At 58.6% G+C, this 3858-nt stretch carries 5 protein-coding genes; 1 reads left to right on the forward strand and 4 read right to left on the reverse strand.

All coding sequences use genetic code 11. From position 1 onward, the window contains the following. Window positions 1-181 (forward strand): hypothetical protein (locus tag P0D96_RS47500; protein WP_408321205.1); only part of this gene is annotated, 181 nt, incomplete at its 5' end. A 207-nt stretch (window positions 182-388) separates the two neighbouring features. Here the strand turns inward: P0D96_RS47500 and P0D96_RS47505 are convergent. From P0D96_RS47505 to P0D96_RS47520, 4 genes are all read right to left on the reverse strand, one after another. After that, window positions 389-553 carry an FmdB family zinc ribbon protein gene (locus P0D96_RS47505; RefSeq protein ID WP_408321207.1) on the reverse strand — a complete coding sequence of 55 codons (165 nt, stop codon included), beginning with the start codon at window positions 551-553 and terminating at the stop codon, window positions 389-391. Window positions 554-906: 353 nt separating this feature from the next. After that, entirely contained in the window at window positions 907-1821 is a 915-nt protein-coding gene (locus P0D96_RS47510; RefSeq protein ID WP_408321209.1) for a GGDEF domain-containing protein, read from the reverse strand. Window positions 1822-2171: 350 nt separating this feature from the next. Beyond that, window positions 2172-2909 carry a class I SAM-dependent methyltransferase gene (locus tag P0D96_RS47515; RefSeq protein WP_408321211.1) on the reverse strand — a complete coding sequence of 246 codons (738 nt, stop codon included), beginning with the start codon at window positions 2907-2909 and terminating at the stop codon, window positions 2172-2174. A gap of 112 nt (window positions 2910-3021) precedes the next feature. Beyond that, window positions 3022-3684 (reverse strand): glutathione S-transferase family protein, encoded by a 663-nt coding sequence (locus P0D96_RS47520; protein WP_408321213.1) that lies wholly within the window; start codon window positions 3682-3684, stop codon window positions 3022-3024. Window positions 3685-3858: the final 174 nt, after the last annotated feature.

Raw genomic sequence — 3858 nt, forward strand, 5'->3', positions numbered from 1 at the left:
TGAGGACGATGGGCGTGAAGAACGCTCTTGTAGAGGATACGTTATGGCTTGCAAATCAACGTCGTTAATCGCAAATGCAACCGCTGAAATATTCGTCGTCGGCCGCGTGGCACTATGTTTTGGCGCGTTGACTCAGATGGACTGCCATTCCCTTGCGCGAGCGACCGCTCCGGCCGACTGAACGATTCCAGCAAACTATTGCATCCATCGGTTGAGTCCGCCATCGCAGGGTGTCGTTGGGACGACAGAGCGCTTTTGTCCGAAGTTACTCTGGCGGGCTCAATTGGACATGAGTTTCATGGACCGCAGTTCATCGCCCCGAAAACGAGGGGACCCGCGTCCCCGGTTGCTCACCCGCACTAAAAAACGAACTGTCGCAAGGTAGATTTCAGCTCTTTCTGGACGTTTTCGCGACAAATGGCGTTGGTATGTGCTGAACCTTCTCGCTTCCGCACTTCGGACAATTCGGATGAGCGGTTTCATGTTCAGCCAGATGTTCGACATTCCCGAACATCTCACTACACTGCTCGCAACGGTATTGGTAAGTCGGCATGGCATTCCTCCAACGCGAATCCCGCAGGTCGTGCTGACGGGCTACTGCCAGCGACGCTAACTCATTCTAGTGCAGGAAACGCCCGCGTACGCGTCTCGCCCAGCGCTCATCGTACGCGCCCCAAGCAACGCCAGTTTCCCCGTCTACGGCCGGTGATTGCACGTCGCAGCCGACCCGCATTAGCGTGGTACCGCTCGTCGTGAAGGGCCGCACCCGACCCACGAGGGACGATCGCGGTTAGCGGAAGCGGACACTGGCGAGCAGCGTCGACGACGCCCGATGCTCCTATCCGAATTCCTGCCCCAAGCCCATCCGCGACGGTACGGTTTGAGTGCTTGCCGGCCTTCGGGCGATCACACGATATCAAGCTCGGGGGCATTCCACGTCTGACCTAATGGCTCCGTGACCACCCGGTTCCTCCCCGCGCGCTTCGCCGCATAGAGCAGGTGATCTGCGCGCGCCAGCAACGCCCCGACCGCCTCGCCAGGCCGATACCGGGCAATGCCGGCACTCGTCGTAACGCACAGCGTAGCCTCGATTTCATTGAAGCGTGAAGACTCCAGCACGGTGCGCAAGCGCTCGGCGATCTGATACGCGAATTTGTCGTCAGCGCCCGGCAGCAGAAGCACGAACTCCTCGCCGCCGATGCGCGCCACCACGTCTTTCTCGCGCACCGCAGCGCGCAGGATTGCGGCGAACTGGCGCAGCACCGCGTCGCCGGCCGCATGCCCATAACGGTCGTTGATGGATTTGAAGTTGTCGATGTCGAAAGCGATCAGCGCGAGCGGATAGCTTCGCTTGTCCGCCACGCAGCGGCCCGCCATGCGTTCAAACGCGCGCCGGTTCAACGTTTCGGTGAGCGAGTCGAGATCGCGTTCGAGAGTCAGCCGGTCGATCACGTCCGACATCGCGGCGGCCAGCAGCACGAGCCCCAACACAGCGCCCATCAGGGCGAGCGACAACTGCAGCAAGACCCAGAAAATGGTTCTCGCGAACGGCGCAGCGCTATGCGGCAAGGATTGGATCGTAGTGAGCGGCGTCCTGATGAAAAAACTGGCGCCGAAGATCAGCAGCACCCAGAGAAGAACGTGGTTGACGGTGCGCCCATTGCAGCGTTTCCTGAAACGGACCGCGGTAAACACCATCAACAGCCCGGCGCTGAGATTCAGAATGTAGACGCGCACGAGCAGGTTTGACGTCACGAAGGCGAAGTAATACATGCCGCCCAGCACCAGCGCGAACATCGACGCATGCGTCGCTAGCCGCAAGTGAAGCCCTGCCCTGCGCAAAACACCTTCCGCCAACAGTTGAATGCTTAACACATAAAACGTTGCCGATATAAGCGCGTTCAATCGCCATTCATCCGGTAGGTGACAGATCTGCACTGCTGAGCCGAGTGCGAAAGCAACAAATGAAGCGGAGAGAAAGCGCAGATAGCGCAGTCGTCTATCGTAGAGCCATGCACAGGCAAAACCGAGCGAAAAGACGGCCGTGATACCTGGGATGATCAATTGAACGAGTTGATTGGGGGTTATCTGAGCGGGCATGTGGCTCGTTCTCCGCTGCCGGCCACGAAATCGCCGGGCCTATGGGTTGGCGGTTCTCAGGGCGTGCATCGTCAGCCGCCATTGACGACTCTCTCAAAAATGGACGTGGCACCCGATATGGTCAGAGGATTGTACGCCTGGTGAGGGGGAGCCCTCGGGCAAGGCGATAGTGTCGCATCCAGTCTCGAGGTCGGAACGTCTTTGACGAAGGCCAGTCGGGTCCACGTCACGCCCATGCGCCGATTTCCGCGCTGGATGGATTCGGTCTGGACGTTCAGCATAGTTCGCAAACCACGAGCATTTGCGAGTTGAATGGTCTCTTCCGCCGAAACATCGAACATCCGTCGTCCTTTCGGAACCGGACCGTGACGCAAGGACATGACCAGCATGGCGCCGTCACACAGGATAGCGCTGACGTTCGGCATCGCCCGATGACGCTCGTCTTCGTCAAGGTGCATCCAAACGGCCGACAGCACAGCGAAGTCAAACTCTTTTCGTCTCGAACGCAGGATCGCGAGATCCGGCAGGCTATCGTCCAGCCATTCAATCCGGGGGGAGGGATGGTGCCTGATTCCGGTAACGCGCAACGCGTCCACCGGCTCGACGGCTACGACTGTATGCCCCATCGCCGCGAAAGCAGCGGCGTCGGTTCCGATACCGGCTCCAACGTCGAGAATGCAGGCCGGGTGCGTCGGAACGAGATGCATGATGGGCGCATGGTGTTCCGCGAACGAGATGTCTTGCCATTGCTCGATGAGCGATTGTGCATTCTCCGCGTAGCCTTCCGTGCCGTTTACATTGATGGACACCACCGCCCTCCAGGTTGGTATCGGTGCTTCGCGAAGTTTGCCAGATGGTCACCAATTCAGTGTTGCCGACCCAGTGTCTGGAACTGGGCCGTTCCGTGCCGCGCGCCGCTGCTCACGGCCTTGTCCGGGACATGCTGTCGCGAGTGGCGAATCGTTGCCACCAGTAGAGCAGTTTTTCGCACCCTTCCATTAATGAAACGGCTTCAGGTGCCTGCATGAAGCATGCGAAGATTGGAGCGGCGTACAGATCAGCAAATGTCACGTCACCGCCGATCAGGAACCCTCGGTCATCGGACAGTCGGGTCAACTCAGATAAACATACAGCGGCACGCGGCAGCGCGGCGGTGATCTTCTGCTCATCTGCTGACCGGCCTTCGCGAGCTGAAACCACGCGTTCAACGTATACGTCCCAAACGAGCGTTCGGTATGCATAGGCGTCCAGTATCCCAACGATCTGATTTACCTTGGCGCGCGATTTCGGATCTGTCGGCTGCAGTTTGCATCCGGGGAAAGCGTCGTCGATGTAGCGAACAATCGCGCTTGTCTCGTAAAGATGGAAATCGCCATGCTCGAAGGCCGGAATGCGGCCGAACGGATGACGCGTCAAATGCTCCTGCGGGACACCCGTCTCTGCGAATACATCTACCTCGACCAAGTCATATTTGACCTGCTTCTCTTCCAGCGCAAGCCGGACGATCCGCACATATACACTCCATGCGGCTCCGTATAATTTCACCACGTCAGTTGTCGGCACAGCATCGCCCCAGTCGCGCATGAGATGCGCGGATACGACAGTTTATTTTATCTAAGCCTACGATCTCCAATTCGGCGCTGCAATTCGGCATTCACACACAGCAGAATCGTCAACGATCTATCTGCCGAGGTCGAGTGTCCCTTCCTGGCCGAACCCAGAACTTTCTGCAGCCGGACATGCTCTTCCAGAGAGCCG

Source organism: Paraburkholderia sp. RL17-347-BIC-D, from assembly GCF_046027915.1.
In the GTDB taxonomy this organism is placed as follows: Bacteria; Pseudomonadota; Gammaproteobacteria; order Burkholderiales; family Burkholderiaceae; genus Paraburkholderia.

Excerpts from the sequence above, each read along its gene's own strand:
- P0D96_RS47520 (WP_408321213.1), bottom strand. The coding sequence starts at position 3,684 with ATGCGCGACTGGGGCGATGCTGTGCCGACAACTGACGTGGTGAAATTA.
- P0D96_RS47505 (WP_408321207.1), bottom strand. The coding sequence starts at position 553 with ATGCCGACTTACCAATACCGTTGCGAGCAGTGTAGTGAGATGTTCGGG.